Origin of the sequence: Mesorhizobium sp. M7A.F.Ca.US.006.04.2.1 (assembly GCF_004022915.1) — a bacterium.
Taxonomy (GTDB): domain Bacteria; phylum Pseudomonadota; class Alphaproteobacteria; order Rhizobiales; family Rhizobiaceae; genus Mesorhizobium; species Mesorhizobium ciceri.
In genome coordinates this window covers 1-15,311 of sequence record NZ_RZQA01000041.1, presented here as the reverse complement: position 1 = coordinate 15,311, position 15,311 = coordinate 1, and the positions used below count along the sequence as shown (strand labels likewise).

Below are 15,311 nucleotides of genomic sequence, written 5' to 3'. Positions count from 1 at the left end.
AGCTTGACGGTCAAGGTTTTGCCGGACGGGGTGATGATCTGCGCGGCGCCGGGATCGTCGGCCATCGTCTGGCGGCGGATTTCCAGCACCATGCCACGACCATCGGCGGTCAGCCGCTCCTCCTCGAGCTCCGGCTCCTTCATCAGCCAGTGCGCGATGCGCCGATAAAGCTGGACATGCGGGCCGCCGCCCTCGAAGCCGCGCGCCCACAGCCAGCCCTGATCGGACAGCAGCATGCCGACGCGGCCTTCTCCCTTGCGGTCGAGCAGCAGCAGCGGCCGGTTGTCGGCGCCCTTCATGACCACTTCGCCTTCCGGGTTCTGCACGCCTATGGTGCGGAACCAGCGGCTCCAGTGCGGCGGCTCGGTGGCCGAGCCATCGAGCCCACGCGTCACCGGGTGGCGCTGGCCGAGTTCGGTGAGGCGCGGATAGAAGGCCTTGTCGACAACTTCGCCGGTCGGCATCGCCGGCAGGGCGGCCATCAGCGGCGTGCGCGCGATCGAGCTTTCGCCGGCATATTCGGGGCCGGCCGCGATCAGCAGCGCGCCGCCCTTTTCGACATATTCGGAGATGTAGTCGTAATAGAGGATCGGCAGCACGTCGCGGTGCTGGTAGCGGTCGAAGATGATGAGGTCGAAATCCTTGATCTTCTCGACGAACAGTTCGCGGGTCGGGAAGGCGATAAGCGACAATTCGTTGATCGGCGTGCCGTCCTGCTTTTCCGGCGGCCGCAGGATGGTGAAATGGACAAGATCGACCGAGGCGTCGGATTTCAGCAGGTTGCGCCAGGTGCGCTCGCCGGCATGCGGCTCGCCGGAGACGAGCAGCACACGCAGGTTCTCGCGAATGCCGTCGATCAGTGCGATGGCGCGGTTGTTGGTGTCGGTCAGTTCGCCCGGCTCGCGATCGATGGCGAGTTCGACGATGTTGCGGCCGGCACCCGGAATGGTGACCTGCAGCGGCATGGCCTGGCCAACGGTGGCGTGCTCGACGGCGACCTGCTCGCCATTGACCGAGACGCGCACATCGACCGGGCCAGTCTCGTTTTCGGTCGAGATGACGCGGTAGGTCATGTCGAGCGGCTTGCCAACAAGGCCGAAGCGCGGCGCGTTCTCGAAGCGGATGCGGCGGTCCTTTTCGTGGTCGTTGCCGGTGATCAGCGCATGCAGCGGGGCGTTGAAATCTGGCGCGCCCGGCGGCGCGTCATGGACCTCGCCATCGGTGATCATGATCGCGCCGCCGATGCGTGACGGCGGCACGTCGCGGAAGGCGCCTTCAAGCGCGCCGAACAGCCGTGTCTCGGTGCGCTCTTCGGCGGCCTCGGATTTGCCGGCCTCGACGACGCGCACGTCGAACTGCTTGAAGCGGCCAAGCCGCTGCTGCAGCCCGGCCAGCGCCTCGTCGGTCTGCTTGGTGCGATCGCCGATATCCTGGCTCTGGCTGCGGTCGACGACGAGGGCGACAACGCTTTTCAGCGGCTCGCGCTCCTCGTTGAGGAACACCGGGTTGAACAAAGCGGCGGCGAGCGCCAAAAGGGCGATGAAGCGGAAGACCGAGCCGCGCTGGCGAAACCACAGGCCGACAAGCGCCAGCAGCGCCAGCGGCACCAGCGCCAAGGCCAACAGGGGCCAGGAGATCAGCGGTTCGAAGGAAATCGACCAGTTCATCCCTTACCCTCCTCTTTTTGGGGAGGGTTTATCCGCGACCGGAGGGAACCAAACAAACTCATCTTACTGCCCCAGCCGTTCGAGCAGTATGGGCACGTGCACCTGGTCGGATTTGTAGTTGCCGGTCAGCATGTACATCATGATGTTGACGCCGGCGCGCAGCGCGTAGACGCGCTGCATCGGGTCCGCCGGTACGGTCGGCAGCAGCGGATCGCCATTCTCGTCGACCGCCCAGGCGCCGGCAAAATCATTGGCGGTGATCATGATAGGCGAGACGCCGTCGCCGGTGCGCACCGGCCGGTTCTCGGCATTGCTGGCGTCGAGCGACGCCTCGACCCACAGTGGGCTGCCGGCGAAGCGGCCGGGGAATTCGGGCAGGATGAAGAAGGATTTGGTCAGCACGTGGTCGGACGGCACCGGCTCCAGCGGCGGCACGTTGAGGTTGCCGAGGATGTCGCGCAGCCGCTCCGTCGCCGGGCTGGTCGAATCGGCGCCGATGCCGTTGGCGAACTGGTCGCGGGTGTCGAACAGCACCGTGCCGCCCTGCTGCATATAGGCGTCGATGCGGGCGATGGCGGCCTGGCTCGGCATCGGGGCGGCCGGATCGATCGGCCAGTAGATCAAAGGATAGAACGACAGCTCGTCCTTCGAAATGTCGACACCGGCTGGTGCGCCCGGTTCAAGGGCCGTCTTTTCGACCAGGAAGCGGGTCAGGCCCTCGAGCCCGGCACGGCTGATCGAATCGTCGCCCGGCACGCCGGTCAGCACATAGGCGATGCGGGTCTTCGAAATCGCCTCGATGGCAATTTCGTCACCCGGCTTGGCGTCGTCGGCGCGGGCAAGGTCGGCATGACCGAACAAGCTACCCAGCGCAATCAGGACCGCGGCGGTGGTTGCCATGGCACCGGCGCGGCGCGGTCGGCGTGAGAACAGGCCGCCCATCCAGAACACTGCCAGCGTATCGAGCAGCATCAGCACCAGGGCGGCCGCGACCAGCGCGCCCTTCAAATTGCGCGATTCGTCAAAGGCATACTGGATCGAGCTGACGGGAACAGTGATTTGCGGGCGCGCCAGCGGGGCCAGCGTGCTGTCGGCTTCAAGCAGATTATGGGCAAACACACCCGTCTCGGAACCATAAAGGCCGGGCGGGTTTTCAAAAGTCACCGGCAGCGCGCCGGCGCCCGGTACAAGCGGCCGTGCATCCGGCGTCGGCGGCACCAGCGAGCCGTCGGCTGCAATCATGCGATAGGGCGCCAGCGACGCCGCGGCGGCTTCGGCATTGGCGATGGCCGCGCCCTGGTTGCGCGACAGCTGCACGATGCGGCGCAGCATCTCGACGAAGCTGCCGGAGATCGGCAGGTTCGACCAGGTTGCCTCAGGGGTGACGTGGAACAGCACCAGCGTGCCCTTGCCTTTCTTCAGTCCGGTGACCAGCGGCGTGCCGTCGGCAAGGGCCGCCCAGGTGCGCTCGACGATATCGGGTGTCGGCTCGGCCAGCACCTGTCTGCTGACAGTGACCTCGGTCGGCGGCGCCAGATCGGCGAACGGGCCGGCCTTGGGGAATTCGGTGACAGGCTGCGGCGACGTCCATGACAGCGCGCCGCCGAGCGAACGCTCGCCGGTGCGCAGGCGGACCGGCAGCAAATCGTCGTCATCGCCTGCGGTGGCCAGCCGCGAACCGGCGAAACGCACCAGCGTGCCGCCATTGTCGACCCAATCGACAAGTCTCTGCCGGACCTGTCCGGGAATGGTGCCGATATCGGCCATGACAATCATCGCGGGCTTCTGGTCGAGGATCTGCGGGATGGCGTCGGCGAGGTCGGCGCTGGAGGGTTCGACCAGATCGGCGAAGGGCTGCAGCGCCCGCCTGATGTAGTAGAGTGGCGACAAAAGCGGCTGCGCCTGGTCGGCCTCGGCCTGCGACAGCAGCCCGACGCGGCGGCGCTTGGAGCTTTCGTCGAGGACGCGCACCGCACCGGCCTGCCGCTCGCCGTCGAGCGCGATCGAAGCGAAGTCGTTGCGCAATTCGAACGGCACCGCCATGGTGCCGGTGGCGGTGGTTTCGCCAGGCGAAAAGGTCAGCGTCGCATCGGCGATGCGGCGGCCCTTGTCGTCGAAGGCGCCGGCGGTGACCTGCGCCGGGGCAGGGTCGCCCGGCGCGCGGATGGCGGTTAGCGCAAAGCCGTCGACCTGGTTGTCGGCGGCGGTCAGGCCCGTCAGCGACAGCCTGTCGGCGGTTGCCCAGACGACACGGGCGGCATTTTTCGACAAAAGCGTGTTGAAGGCGGCTTCATCGCCTTTTGCCGCCAGGCCGTCGGCAAGCACGGCGACACTGGCCCCGGGCAAGGTCTCCAGCACGCCGGCGACGCGGGCATAGACGGCGGGCCGGTCGGTCGGGATCGGCCGCGGCTTGGCGGCGCGCAGCCGGTCAAGGGCGGTGGCGGCATCGAACGGGCCGATCTCGGCATTGGCTTTTTCGGCGGTGAAGGCGATGACGACCGGCACGCCGTTGGAGCCGGCGTCGTTGATCAGCCGCTCGGCGGTGGCGACGCGTTTGCCCCAGTCGGCGGCACTTGCCCAGTCATTGTCGATGACCAGGGCAAGGGCGGCTCCTTCGGCCGGCAGCTTTTCACGCGGATTGAAGACCGGGTCGGCCAATGCCGCGACGATGAGGGCCGCCATCAAGAGCCTGAGCAGCGTCAGCCACCACGGACTCTGCTGCGGCGTCTCCTCGCGCTTCAGTACGCGCGCCAGGATCTTCAGCGGCGGGAAGATCTCGGTCTGCGGCTTGGGCGGCGTCAGCCTGAGCAGCCACCAGATCACCGGCAGTGCCAGCAGGCCCCACAGCACCATGGGGGCGCCAAAGGAGAGCGGCAGCCAACTCATGCGACAGCCTTTCCTGGCCGATCGCCACCAGCGATGCCTGCACGACCGCCAGCGGTCGGCCTGACCGAGGGGCCATCAGTGGTCATCGCCATGTGCAGTCGCACCAGCGCGTCGGAGGCGAGCCGATCGGTGTGGTTGACGGTAAAGCTCCAGCCAAGCCGCTTGCACCAGGCGGCCAGTTCGTGGCGGCGGGCGGTGTAGAGCAGGCGATACTCATCACCCAGCATTTCGGCGCGGCCGGCGGTCAGCTTGTCGCCGGTCTCGGGATCGGTGAATTCGGTGCGGCCGGCATAGGGGAAGGTCTCCTCGGCCGGGTCGGCGACCTCGATCAGGTGGGCGCGCACGCCGTGGCGGGCCAGCACGTCGAGCCAGGCCATCGTCTCCTCGACGGGATCGAGGAAGTCGCTGACGATGACGATGTCGCAGAAGCGCCTGATGTCGGACAGGTCGGGTTTTGCCGGCAGCTCGCCGGCATGCATCAACTGGGCGGCAATTCGTTCGGCGCCGTTGCGGGCGGTGAACGGGTCGGTGAGGCCCGGCCAGGCGATGCGTTCGCCGCTGCGCGACAACAGCTCGGCCATGGCCAGCGCCAGCACCAGCGCGCGCGATTGCTTGGAAACGCTGGCGCCTGTCGATTTGTAGAGCATCGACGGCGAGGGGTCGGCCCACAGCCAGACGGTATGGGCGGCTTCCCATTCGCGGTCGCGCACATAGGTGTGGTCGTCGCGGGCCGAGCGGCGCCAGTCGATGCGCGAGGAATCGCCCTCGACATAGGGCCGGAACTGCCAGAAATTCTCGCCGATGCCGCGCTTGCGGCGGCCGTGCCAGCCGGCGATCACGGTGTTGACGATACGGCGCGCCTCGACCAGCAGGTCTGGCACAAGCGAGGCCCGCAACCGGCCACGGGCGAGCGCGTCGCGCGTCGCTGCCGGAGCCTGGACCTCGCCGATGCGCGGCATCAAATCCCTTTCACGAGTTTCGCCACCACGTCACGCACGCTGGTGCCTTCGGCGCGGGCGGCGAAGGTCAGCGCCATGCGATGCTGCAGCACCGGCTCGGCCAGCGCACGGACGTCGTCGACCGAGGGCGCCAGCCGTCCGTCGTAAAGCGCGCGCGCCCTTGTGCACAGCATCAGCGCCTGGCTGGCGCGCGGGCCGGGACCCCAGGCGACGTTCTTATCGGTCTCGGCATTGCCTTGGCCGGGACGCGCCGAGCGCACCAGCGTCAGGATCGCCTCGACGACGCTTTCAGGCACCGGCATGCGGCGGATCAGCGTCTGGATCTCCTTCAGCCGCACCGGCTGCAGCACGTTTTGCGCTTTCGCGTCCTCGATGCCGGTGGTTTCCAGAAGGATGCGGCGCTCCGCCTCGATTTCGGGATAGAGGATGTCCACCTGCATCAGGAAGCGGTCAAGCTGTGCCTCGGGCAGCGGATAGGTGCCCTCCTGCTCCAGCGGGTTCTGGGTTGCCAGCACGTGGAAGGGCGCCGGCAGGTCATGGCGGGCGCCGGCAATGGTGACGTGGTATTCCTGCATGGCCTGCAGCAGCGCCGACTGAGTGCGCGGCGACGCGCGGTTGATCTCGTCGGCCATCAGCAGCTGGGCGAAGATCGGCCCGGAGATGAAGCGGAAGGAGCGTTTTCCGGTCTCGTCCTGCTCCATCACTTCGGAGCCGAGGATATCGGACGGCATCAGATCCGGCGTGAACTGGATGCGACGCGAATCGAGGCCGAGCACGATGCCAAGTGTTTCGACCAGCTTGGTTTTGGCGAGACCCGGCACGCCGACCAAAAGCGCATGGCCACCGGCCAGCAGCGCCACCAGCGTGCGCTCGACGACGCTTTCCTGTCCGAAGATGACCCGGCCGACCCCGTCGCGGATCCGGGAGATGTCGGCAAGCGCCTTCTCGGCCTCGGCGATCATGTCCTTTTCGCTGATCGGGCTTTCCTTGACCATCACGCTCATGCCGCATCGATCCTTGTGGTTGGAATACCATGGCTGGAACAACGGCTGCACCATACCATAAGTTGCCGCGATTCGGCCTCGCGTGGCGCCTACATCGAAACTTAAATCACAGACTTAGGCTGACAAGCGGAACAACAGTGACTATTTCGTGACCATGACGGGACCCTTGGGACATCGTGAAGAAAGCCTGACTGATGCCACCGAGGCGCGTGGTCTCGAGGCGCTGATCTCGCGCGCCGCCCGTGCCGGCAAGGGCGCGGCACCTGTCGAACGCTGGAATCCCGACTTCTGCGGCGATCTGGACATGGAGATCAAGGCCGACGGCACCTGGTTCTATCTGGGCACGCCGATCGGGCGCATGCCGCTGGTGCAGCTTTTCTCCTCGGTGCTGCGCAAGGACGCCGATGGCAGGACCTATCTGGTGACACCGGTAGAAAAGGTCGGCATCCGCGTCGCCGATGCGCCGTTCATCGCCGTCGAAATGGACGTTTCGGGCAGCGGCGAGGCGCAGACAATCACCTTCCGCACCAATGTCGGCGACGTCGTCGAAGCCGGGCCGGAACGGCCGCTGCGGTTTGTCGATGAGAACGAGACCGGCGGGTTGAAGCCCTATGTGCTGGTGCGTGGCCGTCTGGAGGCGCTGGTGGCGCGGCCGGTGATGTATGAACTGGTCGGGCATGGCGAGGAGATCGAAATCGGCGGCGAGACGATGTTCGCGGTGCGCTCCAAGGGCGCCGTGTTCCCGATCATGCCGGCGGACCAGTTGAAGCGGCTGAGCGCGTGATGGACCAGGTGACGCCGGCGCCGTTTTCATCCGCGGATTTTCGCGCGCGCTTTGCCGTGCAGCCCGATGCACATGCAGGCGACGACGACTATGGCGACCATCGCTTCAACCCCGGCCATCCGCGCCTCAACCAGGGCAAGGCGCTGCGCAATGCCGCGGTGCTGATCCCGGTGGTCGATCATGAGGGCGATGCGACGGTTCTTCTGACCAAACGGGCCGAAAAGCTGCGCAGCCATTCGGGGCAGGTGGCCTTTCCCGGCGGCACTATCGATCCGACCGATCCGAGCCCTGAGGCGGCGGCGCTGCGCGAGACCTTCGAGGAGATCGGGCTTGGCCGAGATGGCATCGAGATCATCGGCCGCATGCCCGACTATGTCGCCGGCAGCGGCTACCGCATCGCCCCGGTGCTTGGCATCGTGCGGCCCGGTTTCCAACTGACGCTCAACGCAGACGAGGTCGATGCCGCTTTCGAAGTGCCGCTGCGCTTCCTGATGGACCCGGCCAACCACAAGCGCGACAGCCGTATGTGGAACGATCTCGAATGGTTCTTCTACGACATGCCTTACGGCGACCGGCGCATCTGGGGCGTCACCGCCGGCATCATTCGTACTCTCTATGAAAGGCTCTATGCGTGAGTGTCTCGATCGCGGGCAGGGCCGATTGGCTCACCGACAAGCATCTACAGCGCCTGCTGTTCGCATTGGCCGAAGGCGGTGAAGAGGCGCGAGTCGCCGGCGGCGCGGTGCGCAACACGCTGATGGACCAGCCGGTCGCCGACATCGACATCGCCACCACCTGCTTGCCGCAGCAAACCCTCCGCCGCGCCGAAGCGGAAGGGTTCAAGGCGGTGCCAACCGGCATCGAGCATGGGACGATCACCGTGGTTGCCGGCGGAAAGCCCTATGAAATCACCACCTTGCGCGCCGATATCGAAACCGACGGGCGGCGCGCGAAAGTGTCGTTCGGGCGCGACTGGAAGCTCGATGCCGAGCGGCGCGACTTCACCATCAACGCGCTCTATGCCGAGGCCGATGGCAAGGTGGTCGACCTGGTCGGCGGCATTGCCGACATCGAGGCGCGCCGGCTGCGATTCATCGGCGACCCGGAAGCGCGCATTCGCGAAGACTACCTGCGCATCCTGCGCTTCTTCCGCTTCTTCGCCTGGTACGGCGACGGACGGCCCGACGCCGAGGGGCTGAAAGCCTGCGCCCGTCTGAAGGAAGGGCTGGCCCAGCTTTCGTCCGAGCGCATCTGGTCGGAACTGAAGAAACTTTTGTCGGCGCCCGATCCGTCACGGGCGCTGCTTTGGATGCGGCAGGCAGGTGTCTTGACCGCGGCGCTGCCGGAAAGCGAGAAATGGGGTATCGATGCCATCCATGGGTTGGCCAAGGCCGGCAAGGATCTGGGCTGGGCACCCGACCCGCTGCTCAGACTGGAAGCGATCGTGCCGCCCGATGCCGCTCGCATGAAGACGCTCGCCGAGCGGCTCAAACTCTCGACCGCCGAAGCGGATCGCCTGCGCCACTGGGCGCTCGCCACCGCCGTCGAGCCGAAGACGACCGAGGGCGAACTGGCAAAAAGGCTCTATCGCGGCGACCGGCAGGGGTTTGTCGACCGTCTGCGGCTGTCGCTTGCGGCAGCCAGGATGCGCGCCGTCGAGGACAATGAGGCGCTGCTCGAAGCCGGTGGCTTTTCGCGCCTGCTTGGCTTCGCCACCAAATGGGAAAAGCCGTTGTTTCCGCTGAAAGGTGCCGATCTGACGGCGCTCGGCGCAACTCCAGGCCCGAAACTCGGCGAAATCCTCAGGAATCTCGAAGCGGAATGGGTCGAAGCCGGGTTTGCCCCTGATCGCGACGCGCTCCTCAAGCGCGCCGCCGAAGCCTTGCAGGCCGGGTAGATCAGGCCGCGTCGCGGGTCTTTTCGATGCGCGAACGGATCGCCTCGATCATCGTCTCGCGGATGACCGTCTCACCATGTGTCTCGCGCATGTGCTCGACGGCACGGCGCATGACCTCGGCTTCCTCGTCGGCACGTGTGTGCCAGTCACAGCCGGGCACGAGCGACCCGCAGTGAAATTCCTTCATGAGATTTCTCCTTTTCTCCGTGGAGCTTGGTCGAGGCTCCGGCACTTTTTTGGCCCATGTCCGGTTCCAGGGTTGAAACCGCGGACCGCGAACGGGTGAGAAGCATAACACAGATGGGGTGGTATTGGTTGCCGTCAACGGCAAAAGGGCGGAGCAGCATCGCTCCGCCCTCGTCTCGTCCCGTTTTGGCGGGCAGGCCTTCACTTGGCGATCTTGACAGCCTCGGCAATCTTTTTCTTGCCGCTCATGTCCCATGAGACACGGACCTTTTCACCGACCTGCAGGCCAGGATCCTTGAAGGTCTTGGGAAGCGTAAAAGACGATCCATCGTCGAGGACCAGGCTCATGGCCGTCGTGTCAAAGGTCTTGATCGTCCCGGTGGTGTGCTTGACGGCGGCGAACGCCACCGAACCGGAAGCGAGAAGGGCAGCGGCGGCCGCCGAAACAATGATCTTGCGCATTGCGAAGTACTCCTGGAAAGGCGGGTATCTTTTTGACGAAGATGTCCCGCGTCGTCTTGGGCCGTCCGGTCGCGTCGGGTCGCGGCTCGCTTTGTCTTGACGCAATTCCGGTCGGAAAGCCGTTTCGCACTTTCCTGAAATTGCGCGCAGGCGAACCGCCGGCGCTTCCCGACCCCGCGCCACAAATAGACCAGTCTTTTCAAGAGCCTATTAGACGAAAAAGAAATTTTTCGCCGCACCGTGTGCCACATTCCATGCCCATTTCGAGCGAATGGGACATCAATGCGGCTCACGTCGGGCTCACCATTTTGTTACGGCCAGCGGACCTCGGGCGGCAGGCTGGAGAGGATGGCGGCGACATTGCCGCCGGTCTTCAGTCCGAATATGGTGCCGCGATCGTGAAGCAGATTGAATTCGACGTAGCGGCCGCGGCGGATGAGCTGTTCGTCACGGTCGCCATCGGTCCAGTTCTCGTTGAAGTTGGCGCGCACAAGGTGGCCGTAGACGACGAGAAAAGCGCGGCCGACATCCTGGACGAAGTTGAAATCGGCATTCCAGCCGCCCTTGTCCTCACCCGAATGCAGCCAGTCGAAGAAGATGCCACCGGTGCCGCGCGGCTCGTTGCGGTGCGACAGATAGAAGTACTCGTCGCACCAGGCCTTGAATTTTGGGTAATCGGCCACCGCGACATTCTTCTCGCAAGCGAATTGCATGGCGCGGTGGAAGGCGACCGTGTCGGGGTCGTCCTGGGTGCGGCGGCGATCGAGCACCGGTGTCAGATCGGCACCGCCGCCGAACCATTGGCTGGATGTGACCACCATGCGCGTGTTCATGTGCACGGCCGGAACGTTGGGATTCCATGGGTGCGCGATCAGCGAAATGCCGGATGCCCAGAAGCGCGGGTCTTCCTCGGCACCGGGCATCTGCTTCCTGAATTCGGGTGAGAACTCGCCATGGACGGTCGATGTGTGGACGCCGACCTTTTCGAAGACGCGACCGTGCATCATCGACATGGTGCCGCCGCCGCCGCGCCCCTCGTCACGTTCCCATGGCGTCTTTTCGAAGCGGCCGGGCGACCACGAGGCCAGCGGCCCGCCAAGATCCTGCTCGATCTGCTCGAAGGTGGCGCAGATGCGTTCGCGCAGCGCCTCGAACCAGAGGCGCGCCTTCATCTTCTTCTGTTCGATGTCGGCGGGCAGGCCCGCCGGTATTTCTGGTCGTTCCAAATGCCGTCTCCGGTTGGGGCGGCGAGTCCCACAAATGACTCGTCTTTTGCCGGCGCGATCCCTAATCTCTTAGGGGACAGGGTCAAGTGTCATTACGGTGCAAGGAGTTGTTTCGTGCGCACCCCGGCAAGACCGCCGCTGGATGGCCTAAAGAAAAGGCTCGACCAAAGCCGTGCCGAGCGCGTGCGTATGCCGCGCGACGGTTTCCTGCGCGAGACCTTCGTGCTGCCACGCTCCGATGCCCGGCTCAAGGCCAAGGAATGGTTCGAGCGCTTTCCCAAGCAGGCCTACTGGACCGAGATCGAAAGCTGGTTCGAGCGGCCGGGCGACCTGATCGAGTTCACCATCAGGCGGTTGCCTGCGGCCGACTAGGACTTCGTCGCCCCGTTTACGGGGAGAGGGTGCCGGCAGGCAGGTTGAGGGGCGGCGCGAACCTCTCAATGCTGGCGCCGCCCCTCATCTGCCTTCACTGCGTTCAGGCACCTTCTCCCCGTGAACGGGGAGAAGGAAGAGCGACCAGCCTCCTTGCCCCCGTTCCCTCGCGTGCCAGCCGGTCACCCTTGTTGCGCAGCGGGCATTTGTCGATCGACATGCAGCCGCAGCCGATGCAGTCGGTCAGCCCTTCGCGCAGTTTCTTCAACTGGGCGATCTTGTGATCGAGCCCGTCGCGCCAGGCGGTCGACAAAAGGTTCCAGTCGTCGCGCGTCGGCGTGCGGCTTTCGGGCAGTGATTCAAGTGCGGCACCGATTTCGGCCAGCGAGATGCCGACCTCCTGTGCAACCTTGATGATCGCCACGCGCCGCAGCACGTCGCGGCCGTAGCGGCGCTGGTTGCCCGACGTGCGGTGGCTGCGGATCAAGCCGCGGGCCTCGTAGAAATGCAGCGCCGACACCGCCACCCCGCTGCGCATGGCCACCTGGCCAACCGTTAATTCCGTTACAGGCGCCATGTCTGATTTTCCGTCCCGATTTTTCTGCTTGACCTCAAGTTAAGTTGAGCTTGTAGCGAAGAAACCCTGGATGTGCAAACGAAGGAGAAGGCGATGTGCGCCTGGGTCAAGATGTCGGGAGACGGAGTGCCGTTATCCGAGTTGCCGGATGGCTTCGCCCACCACCATGGCGACGGAGAGCGCCACGTTGATGCTGCGCGCCGTACCCTGCATGGGGATGGTCAGGCGCGCATCCGCCGCCTGATGGACAGGATCCGGCACGCCTGCGGATTCGCGGCCGAACAGGAGGACGTCACCGTCCGCGAAGCTGAAGCTGGTGTAGGCCGTCGTGGCTTTGGTCGACAGCAGCACCAGCCGGTGCGAACCAGCCTTGCGCCATTCCTCGAAGGCGTGCCAGTCGACATGCCGGGTCAGGGCAGCCATTTCGAGGTAGTCCATGCCGGCTCGCTTGAGCGCCTTGTCGGAGAGCGGAAATCCGGCCGGTTCGATGATGTCGACGCCAAGTCCGAGGCACGCGGCGAAGCGCAGGATTGTTCCGGTGTTGCCGGCAATGTCAGGCTGGTAGAGCGCGATGCGGAGACGACGGTTCATTTCCGCGTCCTTCTAATAAGTGGCGGATCGGCCACAGCGGCTTGGCGGTTTTGGAAATTGCTGGACCTGCGGGTGGCCATTTTCTGCGAAGTCGGGTATACAACCAGCATTGTCAACCCGAACCGATGGAGGGGTAATTCATGATGACCATGCACATCCAGCGCCCCTCTCGTGGGCTTACCTGCCTGCCGGCGGTTTCGGTACGACGATTCTCCTGACTCTCTAAGACTTGATCGCACCGATTCCCGCCGAAACGATTTTTCGGCACTCGAAGGAATCCTGCGATGTTTTTCAAAAAGTCAAAAGGGCTGAACGCCCCAACTGAAGCTGTCCGGACCGACACTCGTCATGTCCGGACCGATGCAATGCGTGCCTCCGGGCGAATGCCGGCGGACGATATTGCTTCGCCTTTTTATCTCGATTTTCACACGGAGGACGGACCGATGTTCGATCCCTACAGAATACCGGGCTCGAGGAGCCTGCATATCCACCGACTGCCGACCTGGGCGCTGCTGATCGGCGACACCTATTCGTCGGCGGTTCACGCCGAGGTTCGCCGCCGGCCGCATCGCGGCATGCTGCCGGATGTCGATTTTTCGCGCGCGGTTCCCGATCCCGGGCGGCCGTCGCTGGTGCGCCGGATCATCCGGCTGATCCGGCCTGGCGCGAAAAACCGGGCTGGCGGCACCGTGTCGTCAGGATCGTCTGGCGCAGCTGTCGGCGAAAAGCCCGCGAGCCCCTATATTGCGCGAAGCATTGCCGACGGTCCGGGTGATTCCGGACCGTCGGCACTCGACGCCATGGGTTCCGGGGACTTCGTACGCTCACGTGCCGCGTAAGCGGCAAACACATTTCACAGGCATGACCTATGTTGTTGTTTAGCTGGTTTGAAAAAAGGCTCGATCCGTTCCCCGCGGCGGAACCGGTCGAGCCGCCCAAGACGCTGGTTGCCTTCTGCGTGCATTATACGCGCGGCGCCTGGCCCTATATCCTTTTCGATGCAGTGCTGGTGACGGCCATCGCGATCGCGGAAGTGTGGATGTTCGGCTTCCTCGGCCGCATCGTCGACTGGCTGTCGGGGCAGAATCGCGAAACCTTCCTGCAGACGGAAGCCTGGAAGCTTGCCGGCATGGCCTTCATCGTGCTGTTCGCACTGCCGGGCACCGTATGGCTGCATTCGCTCCTCAACCAGCAAACGCTGATGGGCAACTATCCCATGCGCATCCGCTGGCAGGTGCACCGCTATCTGCTCAAGCAGTCGATGAGTTTCTACCAGGACGAGTTCGCCGGCCGCATCGCGACCAAGCTGATGCAGACGGCTCTCGCCGTGCGCGAATGCGTCATCAAGGTGATCGACGTCCTGAATTACGTTATCGTCTACTTCCTCGGCATGCTGCTCATCGTCGGCTCGGCCGACTGGCGGCTGGCCGCGCCGCTCGGCGTCTGGCTGGTCGGCTATATCCTTTTGCTGCGGTTTTTCATTCCCCGGCTGGGCAAGGTCGGCGAGGAACAGGCCAATGCGCGCTCGATCATGACGGGCCGGGTCGTCGACAGCTACTCCAACATCCAGACGGTCAAGCTGTTCAGCCATGCACGCCGCGAAGCGTCATTCGCCAAAGACGGTATGTCCGGCTTTCTCGAAACGGTCTACCGGTCGATGCGCCTGGTGACAGTGCTTTTCGGCTCGCTCTACATACTGAACGCGCTGCTCTTGTTCTCGGTGACCGCGATGGCGCTGTGGCTGTGGCTGGGGCAAGCAGTGACGATCGGCGCGGTCGCCGTGGTCATCGGCCTTGTGCTCAGGTTGTGGGGCATGTCGCAATGGATCATGTGGGAAATGTCGGGCCTGTTCGAGAACATCGGCACGGTGCAGGACGGTATCGCCTCGATCTCGCTGCCGCGCCTTGTCGAGGACCGGCCGGACGCGAAGGAGATCAGCGTCTCCAGGGGTGAGATCCGCTTCGAGGACATTCGCTTCCACTACGGCAAGCAGAAGGGTGTGATCGAGGGCCTGTCGCTGGCGGTGAAGCCGGGCGAGAAGGTCGGCATCGTCGGCCGTTCCGGCGCCGGCAAGTCGACGCTGGTCAACCTGTTGCTGCGCTTCTACGACCTCGAAGCCGGGCAGATATTGGTCGATGGCCAGGAAATCGCCGCTGTGAAGCAGGATTCGCTTCGTGCGCAGATCGGCATGGTCACGCAGGACACCTCGCTGCTGCATCGTTCGGTGCGCGAGAACATCCTTTATGGCCGGCCCGATGCAACCGACGAGATGCTTGTCGAGGCGGCGCGGCGCGCCGAGGCGCTGGACTTCATATCAGGGCTTTCGGATGCCAGCGGCCGCAAGGGCTTCGATGCCCATGTCGGTGACCGCGGCGTCAAATTGTCCGGTGGCCAGCGGCAACGCGTCGCCATTGCTCGCGTTATGTTGAAGGACGCACCTATACTTATCCTTGACGAAGCGACCTCGGCGCTTGATTCCGAAGCCGAGGCGGCGATCCAGGAGAATCTCTACAAGCTCATGCAAGGCAAGACCGTCATCGCCATCGCGCACCGGCTGTCGACCATCGCGGCGATGGACAGGCTGGTGGTGATGGACAAGGGCCGTGTCATCGAGGAAGGTTCGCACGAAGAACTCGTCGCCAAGGGCGGGCTCTACGCGCAGCTCTGGCAGCGCCAGTCGGGCGGGTTCCTGCTTGAGGA

15 protein-coding genes are annotated in these 15,311 nt (G+C 64.6%); 6 read left to right on the top strand and 9 right to left on the bottom strand.

All coding sequences use genetic code 11. The features are described from left to right. From EN925_RS04200 to EN925_RS04185, 4 genes are all read right to left on the bottom strand, one after another. A partial coding sequence (locus EN925_RS04200; RefSeq protein ID WP_128336360.1) for a hypothetical protein occupies positions 1 to 1,667 on the bottom strand: 1,667 nt, incomplete at its 3' end. A 63-nt stretch (positions 1,668 to 1,730) separates the two neighbouring features. Next, entirely contained in the window at positions 1,731 to 4,553 is a 2,823-nt protein-coding gene (locus EN925_RS04195; protein WP_127388291.1) for a DUF4159 domain-containing protein, read from the bottom strand. After that, on the bottom strand, positions 4,550 to 5,512 hold the full coding sequence (locus tag EN925_RS04190) for a DUF58 domain-containing protein (RefSeq protein WP_013529967.1): 963 nt from the start codon (positions 5,510 to 5,512) through the stop codon (positions 4,550 to 4,552). The genes EN925_RS04195 and EN925_RS04190 overlap by 4 nt, the downstream gene beginning before the upstream one ends. Beyond that, positions 5,512 to 6,516, bottom strand: a complete 1,005-nt coding sequence (locus EN925_RS04185) for a MoxR family ATPase (protein WP_013529968.1) — start codon at positions 6,514 to 6,516, stop codon at positions 5,512 to 5,514. Before EN925_RS04185 ends, EN925_RS04190 begins: the two co-directional genes overlap by 1 nt. Before the next feature lie 154 nt (positions 6,517 to 6,670). Here EN925_RS04185 and EN925_RS04180 point away from each other — a divergent pair, with 154 nt between their 5' ends. From EN925_RS04180 to EN925_RS04170, 3 genes are read left to right on the top strand one after another with little or no spacing between them, the layout of a single operon-like run. Beyond that, positions 6,671 to 7,300 (top strand): DUF1285 domain-containing protein, encoded by a 630-nt coding sequence (locus EN925_RS04180; RefSeq protein ID WP_013529969.1) that lies wholly within the window; start codon positions 6,671 to 6,673, stop codon positions 7,298 to 7,300. Then, complete coding sequence (locus EN925_RS04175) at positions 7,300 to 7,935, top strand: CoA pyrophosphatase (protein ID WP_063168849.1); 636 nt, start codon at positions 7,300 to 7,302, stop codon at positions 7,933 to 7,935. Before EN925_RS04180 ends, EN925_RS04175 begins: the two co-directional genes overlap by 1 nt. Beyond that, positions 7,932 to 9,197 carry a CCA tRNA nucleotidyltransferase gene (locus EN925_RS04170; RefSeq protein WP_127388290.1) on the top strand — a complete coding sequence of 422 codons (1,266 nt, stop codon included), beginning with the start codon at positions 7,932 to 7,934 and terminating at the stop codon, positions 9,195 to 9,197. The genes EN925_RS04175 and EN925_RS04170 overlap by 4 nt, the downstream gene beginning before the upstream one ends. A 1-nt stretch (position 9,198) precedes the next feature. Here EN925_RS04170 and EN925_RS04165 read toward each other — a convergent pair whose 3' ends face one another. The 3 genes from EN925_RS04165 to hemF form a co-directional block, all read right to left on the bottom strand. Next, a complete protein-coding gene (locus tag EN925_RS04165; protein ID WP_013529972.1) occupies positions 9,199 to 9,384 on the bottom strand; it encodes a DUF1059 domain-containing protein in 186 nt (61 codons plus the stop codon). 200 nt (positions 9,385 to 9,584) lie between these two features. Then, positions 9,585 to 9,845, bottom strand: coding sequence for a DUF1344 domain-containing protein (locus EN925_RS04160; protein ID WP_013529973.1), 261 nt, complete (start codon positions 9,843 to 9,845; stop codon positions 9,585 to 9,587). A gap of 311 nt (positions 9,846 to 10,156) precedes the next feature. After that, a complete protein-coding gene (gene hemF / locus EN925_RS04155; protein WP_024504549.1) occupies positions 10,157 to 11,071 on the bottom strand; it encodes an oxygen-dependent coproporphyrinogen oxidase in 915 nt (304 codons plus the stop codon). Between the two features lie 114 nt (positions 11,072 to 11,185). On the opposite strand from hemF, the gene EN925_RS04150 reads away from it, so the two are divergent. After that, positions 11,186 to 11,443: a hypothetical protein gene (locus EN925_RS04150; RefSeq protein WP_013529975.1), complete on the top strand. Its 258-nt coding sequence runs from the start codon at positions 11,186 to 11,188 to the stop codon at positions 11,441 to 11,443. A gap of 103 nt (positions 11,444 to 11,546) precedes the next feature. Here the strand turns inward: EN925_RS04150 and soxR are convergent, their stop codons facing one another. Both soxR and EN925_RS04140 read right to left on the bottom strand, forming a co-directional pair. Then, entirely contained in the window at positions 11,547 to 12,020 is a 474-nt protein-coding gene (gene soxR, locus EN925_RS04145; protein ID WP_063168847.1) for a redox-sensitive transcriptional activator SoxR, read from the bottom strand. 132 nt (positions 12,021 to 12,152) lie between these two features. Continuing rightward, on the bottom strand, positions 12,153 to 12,611 hold the full coding sequence (locus EN925_RS04140) for a tRNA (cytidine(34)-2'-O)-methyltransferase (protein ID WP_127368690.1): 459 nt from the start codon (positions 12,609 to 12,611) through the stop codon (positions 12,153 to 12,155). 443 nt (positions 12,612 to 13,054) lie between these two features. Between EN925_RS04140 and EN925_RS04135 the strand changes: the two genes are divergently transcribed. Further along, positions 13,055 to 13,450, top strand: a complete 396-nt coding sequence (locus tag EN925_RS04135) for a hypothetical protein (protein WP_013529978.1) — start codon at positions 13,055 to 13,057, stop codon at positions 13,448 to 13,450. 29 nt (positions 13,451 to 13,479) lie between these two features. Continuing rightward, on the top strand, positions 13,480 to 15,311 hold a 1,832-nt coding region (locus EN925_RS04130; RefSeq protein ID WP_164894128.1), incomplete at its 3' end, for an ABC transporter ATP-binding protein.

Coding starts and splice junctions, on each gene's coding strand:
- EN925_RS04165 (WP_013529972.1), bottom strand. CDS start 9,384: ATGAAGGAATTTCACTGCGGGTCGCTCGTGCCCGGCTGTGACTGGCAC.
- soxR (WP_063168847.1), bottom strand. CDS start 12,020: ATGGCGCCTGTAACGGAATTAACGGTTGGCCAGGTGGCCATGCGCAGC.
- EN925_RS04190 (WP_013529967.1), bottom strand. CDS start 5,512: ATGCCGCGCATCGGCGAGGTCCAGGCTCCGGCAGCGACGCGCGACGCG.
- EN925_RS04160 (WP_013529973.1), bottom strand. CDS start 9,845: ATGCGCAAGATCATTGTTTCGGCGGCCGCCGCTGCCCTTCTCGCTTCC.
- EN925_RS04180 (WP_013529969.1), top strand. CDS start 6,671: ATGACGGGACCCTTGGGACATCGTGAAGAAAGCCTGACTGATGCCACC.
- EN925_RS04185 (WP_013529968.1), bottom strand. CDS start 6,516: ATGAGCGTGATGGTCAAGGAAAGCCCGATCAGCGAAAAGGACATGATC.
- EN925_RS04135 (WP_013529978.1), top strand. CDS start 13,055: ATGTTCGATCCCTACAGAATACCGGGCTCGAGGAGCCTGCATATCCAC.
- EN925_RS04140 (WP_127368690.1), bottom strand. CDS start 12,611: ATGAACCGTCGTCTCCGCATCGCGCTCTACCAGCCTGACATTGCCGGC.
- EN925_RS04175 (WP_063168849.1), top strand. CDS start 7,300: ATGGACCAGGTGACGCCGGCGCCGTTTTCATCCGCGGATTTTCGCGCG.
- EN925_RS04195 (WP_127388291.1), bottom strand. CDS start 4,553: ATGAGTTGGCTGCCGCTCTCCTTTGGCGCCCCCATGGTGCTGTGGGGC.